Source organism: Kitasatospora sp. NPDC001539 (assembly GCF_040298565.1).
Classification (GTDB): domain Bacteria; phylum Actinomycetota; class Actinomycetes; order Streptomycetales; family Streptomycetaceae; genus Kitasatospora.
Genome location: NZ_JBEPAK010000360.1, coordinates 1 through 5,173 on the forward strand (window position 1 = coordinate 1; position 5,173 = coordinate 5,173).

General features: G+C 76.2%; 3 protein-coding genes and 1 pseudogene. 2 read left to right on the forward strand and 2 right to left on the reverse strand.

Annotated elements, in window-relative coordinates:
* Positions 1-279: 279 nt before the first annotated feature.
* Together ABT247_RS31550 and ABT247_RS31555 are read right to left on the reverse strand one after the other, a co-directional pair.
* Positions 280-1,782, reverse strand: a complete 1,503-nt coding sequence (locus ABT247_RS31550) for a DUF4190 domain-containing protein (RefSeq protein ID WP_350749547.1) — start codon at positions 1,780-1,782, stop codon at positions 280-282.
* Positions 1,783-2,048: 266 nt separating this feature from the next.
* A complete protein-coding gene (locus ABT247_RS31555) occupies positions 2,049-2,867 on the reverse strand; it encodes a methyltransferase domain-containing protein (RefSeq protein WP_350749550.1) in 819 nt (272 codons plus the stop codon).
* Positions 2,868-3,172: 305 nt separating this feature from the next.
* Between ABT247_RS31555 and ABT247_RS31560 the strand changes: the two are divergent.
* Together ABT247_RS31560 and ABT247_RS31565 are read left to right on the forward strand one after the other, a co-directional pair.
* Positions 3,173-4,320 (forward strand): annotated as a pseudogene (locus tag ABT247_RS31560) (dihydrofolate reductase family protein).
* A 91-nt stretch (positions 4,321-4,411) separates the two neighbouring features.
* Positions 4,412-5,077: an HAD-IA family hydrolase gene (locus ABT247_RS31565; RefSeq protein ID WP_350749553.1), complete on the forward strand. Its 666-nt coding sequence runs from the start codon at positions 4,412-4,414 to the stop codon at positions 5,075-5,077.
* The last annotated feature ends 96 nt before the right edge of the window (positions 5,078-5,173 follow it).

Sequence of the window (5,173 nt, forward strand, 5' to 3'; positions counted from 1 at the left end):
GGACGAGGGGCCTTGGAGCGCCGACCGTCGGCACCGGACAAGAGCGCCCCGGAGGCGAGCGGGCGAGCAGCAGCGCGCCCCGGAGGCGAGCGGGCGAGCAGCAGCGCGCCCCGGAGGCGAGCGGGCGAGCAGCAGCGCGCCCCGGAGGCGAGCGGGCGAGCAGCGGTGGTCCCCGGCCGGCGTGGGGGTCGGGCCGGGGACACGGAGCGAGCGTACGGGGCGACCGATACCGGCACGTATGGGCGGTGTTAACGCCGAGTAACTCCTGTGCGGGCGCGGTCAGACCCGGAGGTCGGGCGCCTGTTCACCGGTGGCCAGGCCGAGGCCGCGACGGATCTCGACGCTGATCGGCGCGGTCTTGGCCACCAGCGACCGGGCCCGGCGGAGGTCGCCGGCCAGGTCGGCGCCGGAGGTCGCGGCGTCCCAGGCGGCGGCTGCCTGGGACTGCGCCTCGGCCAGCTTCTCCACGGCGGGCTTGACGTCGGCCGACCAGTCCGCGGTCGGCTTGCGCAGGGCCGCGGCCTCGGCCCTGGAGGCGACGGCCATCCGCCGGGCCCAGGACCGGTACTCCGCCTCGGCGCCGGCGACGTCCTGCTTCGGCGCGTCCGTGTAGGTGTCGTTGAAGGCCCGGACGGCCTCCAGGTAGGCCAGCTGGGCGGCGGTGAGGCTCGCCCGGTCCGTGCGGACCGTCCCCACGTGCTGGTCGTCGCGGTCCTCGAAGGCGCAGGTGACGTACCGCTCGCCGGCGTCCCAGTTGCCCGAGGTCGGGTAGAGGTACACGTCGTCCATGCCGTCCGGCACGGCCCACTGGTCGAGCGCGTAGTCCCCCAGCACCGGGCGGCACAGCACGGCGGCCCGCTCGCGCATGGCGGTCTCGCCCGGGTACGGGCCCTGGTCCTCCGGGACCTTGCTGGTGCCGGCCACCTCGCCGTGGTGCGGCGCCGAGCAGGGCAGTCGGCGGACCCAGTACACGGTCTCGTCGCCGTTCCCGTCGCCGGCGCTGCCGGCGCTCGGGACGTCGTAGCAGTCCCCGGCCTTCAGCGCGGACCAGCGGACCGCGCCCGGCGGGGCCTTGCGGACGTACCGGCCGTCCCGCGCGGAACCGAAGTCCCCCGCGCCGAACAGCAGCGCGAGCAGCACCGTGCCGATCACTCCGAGGACCAGGCCGATCACCGCCATGGCGCGCCCGCGCTCCTTGCGGCGGTTGATCTGGGTCAGCGCAATGATCCCGAACACCACGGCCACCGGCGACAGCAGGCTCAGGCCGCTCGCCAGCGAGCCGACCGCGAAGCCGTTGGTGCGCCGCTCCGGCCGCGGCTGGTACGGGGACGGGGAGGCGGAGCCGTACGGGAAGGGGGCGCCGTAGGGGTTGGGGCTCGCGCCGGGGGTCGGCTGCGGAGCGCCGGGCTGCACGCCGGACTGTGCCGAGGGCGGCACCGAGGCCCAGCCGCCGGCGGGCAGCGGTGGGGGCGGCGGCTGCGGCGGGGCCTGCGAGGGCAGCGGCGCGGCCTGCGGCGGGTGGTCGGCCGGCGGGGCCCAGGGGTCGACGGGCTCCGGGGCGGGGTTCCGGGCCGGCTCGGCGGCGGGTTCCGGTGCTCGGGCCGGCTCGGCGGTGGGCTCGGCTCCGGCGGCCGGGGCGGCCCCGGCGGCGGGCTCGGCTCCGGCGGGTCGCTGCGGAGCCTCGGCGTGCGCGGGGGCGTTCCCGGCGCCACGGTCCTTGCGGAAGTCCACCCGCGGGTCCGTCCCCGGGGCGGCGGACAGCTCGGGCTCAGGCTTGGACACGTTGGACTCCCCCAACCCGCCGGGGCGGGCGTCTGTTCGGCGTTGCGGCGTCCGCACCACGGCTCGGCCCGAGCGGGCCCGATGCGAACGGTCGCGCGACTTTACCCGATCTTTCCGAACGCCCGCCCCGCCGGCCGTGGCCGACCCGCGTCCAGGCCTCCGCAGCCCCGGGGCCGAGTCCTCGGCCCGCGCTCAGCGCTTAAGCCCTTCAGCTCCTCAGCCCTTCGGTTCCGCGCTCAGCCCCCTCGCCCCCGTCGGCCCCGTGTTCAGCCGCGGGCCAGGATCTCGCCGTGGATCATCGAGAACCAACCGTCCTCGGCGGCGGCCCACTCCCGCCAGCCGTCCGCGATCCGCTCCAGCTCGGCCCGGTCGGCGAAGCCGCGCTCGACCGCCGTCCGTCCGAACGCCGTGCCGGTCACCCGGTCCGCCCACGTCCCGCCCCACCACGCGCGCCGCTCGGCCGTCGCGTACGTCCAGGTGCCGGCGCCCGCGGTCACCTCGGTGAAGCCGGCCGCGCGGGCCCAGGACAGCAGCCGCCGCCCGGCGTCCGGCTCACCGCCGTTGGCCCGGGCGGTGCGGCGGTACAGCTCCAGCCAGCGGTCCAGCGCGGGTACCTCGGGGAACCAGGTCATCGAGGCGTAGTCGGCGTCCCGGGCGGCGACCACCCCGCCGGGCGCCGTCACCCGGCGCATCTCGCGCAGCGCCGACACCGGATCGCCCAGGTGCTGCAGCACCTGGTGGGCGTGCACGACGTCGAACTCGCCGTCCCGGTAGGGCAGTCCGTGCACGTCCGCCTGCTCGAACACCACGTTGGACAGGCCGCGCTCGGCGGCGTACCCGGCGGCCTGCTCCAGCACCTCGGCGGAGGTGTCCACGGCCACCACCCGCCCGCGGGGGCCGACCAGCTCGGCCAGGTCGGCGGTGATCGTGCCGGGGCCGCAGCCGACGTCCAACAGGGCCTGGCCGGGCCGCAGTTCGGGCAGCAGGTAGGCGGCCGAGTCGGCGGCGGTCCGGGAGCGGTGCGAGCGCAGCACGGCCTCCTGGTGGCCGTGGGTGTAGACGGTGGCGGGTTGCGATCCGGACATGAGGGCCCCCTGGGCGTGGTCGGTCTTCCAGCTGGTCTTCCGCTGTCGCAGACCGTTCCGCGACGTTCTCCGCGACGCACGTCGCGACGCACTTCGCGACGCACTTCGCGACGATGCCGCGACGCTCTTCGCGATGGCTCCGCGACGTTCCGACACGTTTCCGCGACGACTCTGACGCTACGCCGCATCCCGCATATCGAGAAGGACTGTCTCACATTCCGATCGCAGGCCGACCGCACCCCACCCCGCCGCCGTACCGTGGAGGCGCCCCCACCGCAGGGGCCCTCCGACAGAAGGTCCCGCCCATGCCCGGCCCCGGCCAGCGTCCCTACGTCCTGCTGAGCGCCGCCGTCTCGCTCGACGGCCACCTCGACGACGCCTCCCCCGACCGGCTGCTGCTCTCCAACGCCGCCGACTTCGACCGGGTGGACGAGGAGCGGGCGGCCGCCGACGCGGTGCTGGTCGGCGGCAACACCCTGCGCGCCGACAACCCCCGCCTGCTGGTCAACGACCCGGCCCGCCGGGCCGCCCGGGCCGCCGCCGGGCGGCCCGAGTACCCGCTGAAGGTGACGCTCAGCGCCAGTGGGGCACTCGACGCGGACCTGCGGTTCTGGCACACCGGCGGCGCCAAGCTCGCCTACACCACCGACGCCGGGGCGGCGGTGCTGCGCCCCCGCCTCGAAGGTCTCGCCGAGGTGGTCGCGCTCGGCGGCGCGGTGGACCTCGGCGCGGTGCTGGACGACCTGGGCGCGCGCGGCGTGCGCCGGCTGATGGTCGAGGGCGGCAGCGGCGTGCACACCCAGTTCCTCGCCCAGGGCCTCGCGGACGAACTCCAACTGGCCGTCGCTCCCCTGCTGGTGGGCCAGGCCGAGGCGCCGCGGTTCGTCGGCCCGGCCGCCTTCCCGGGCGGGCCGACCCGGCGGATGCGCCTGCTGGAGGCACGTAGCGTGGACGACGTCGTCCTGTTGAGGTACGCCCCGAAGGAGCCCGCACCGTGAGCCAGTCCGCCGCCACTGACCTCGAGCACCTCCGCCGAGCCGTCGAGCTCTCCCGCCGCTGCCCGCCCTCCGGGACGGCCTTCTCGGTCGGCGCGGTGATCGTCGGCGCCGACGGCGAGGTGCTCGCGGAGGGCTTCAGCCGCGAGGCCGACCCGCACGACCACGCCGAGGAGGCGGCCCTGGCCAAGCTCCCGGCCGGTGACGCCCGACTGCGCGGCGCGACCGTCTACAGCAGCCTGGAGCCCTGCGGCCTGCGCGCCTCGCGGCCGGTGCCGTGCGCCCGGCTGCTCATCGCGGCGGGCGTGCCGCGGGTGGTGGTCGCCTGGCGCGAGCCGGACCTGTTCGTCACCGACTGCCAGGGCACGGCCCTGCTGGAGGCCGCCGGGGTCGAGGTGGTGGAGCTCCCGGAACTGGCCGAGGAGGCCCGGGCGGTCAACGCCCATCTGCTCGGCTGATCGCCCGGAGTTTTTGTATCATCTAGAAACAAAGAGCTCGCTTTCCAGGGCTCGTCCTTCACCGTACCCCGAGGACCGAGGAGCCCTTCCCATGGCCGCTGCCACCGTCCGGCTGACCGCCCGCGCCCTGCTGCTCGACATGGACGGCACCCTGGTCGACTCCGACGCCGTGGTCGAGCGCTGCTGGGGCCGCTGGGCCGAACGGCAGGGCCTCGACCCGGCCGAGGTGCTCGCCGTCGCCCACGGCCGCCAGGGCCACGCCACCATGGCCGCCCTGCTGCCGCACCGCCCGGTCGAGGTCAACCTCGCCGAGAACGAGCAGATGCTCGCCGCCGAACGCGCCGACACCGAAGGCGTCGTCCCGGTCCCGGGCGCCCCCGCCTTCCTCGCCGCCCTGGCGGGCCTCCCGCACGCCCTGGTCACCTCCGCCGACGAAGCCCTCGCCCGGGTCCGGATGGCCGCCGCGGAGCTGCCGCTGCCGCCCGTCCTGGTCACCGCCGAGTCGGTCGGCGCCAGCAAGCCCGACCCCGAGGGCTTCCTCAAGGGCGCCGCCGCCCTCGGCCACGCCCCCGCCGACTGCCTCGCCTTCGAGGACTCCGGCGCCGGCATCGCCGCCGCCCGCGCGGCCGGCATACGGGTCATCGGCGTCGGCCCCCGCGCCGCCGCCCACCACCCGGACGCCCTGGCTCCCACCCTCGACGCGGTCACCGTCACGGCGGACCAGGACGGCGTCCTGACCGTGACCGTCCTGGCCTAGCCCCAATGCCGGTGACTTTGGTGTCTGTGGCTCGTTGGTTGTGGTGTGGCAAGGGTGGGGCAGGTCAAGTCGCCTGCGGGTGAGCGGTTGTCGGAC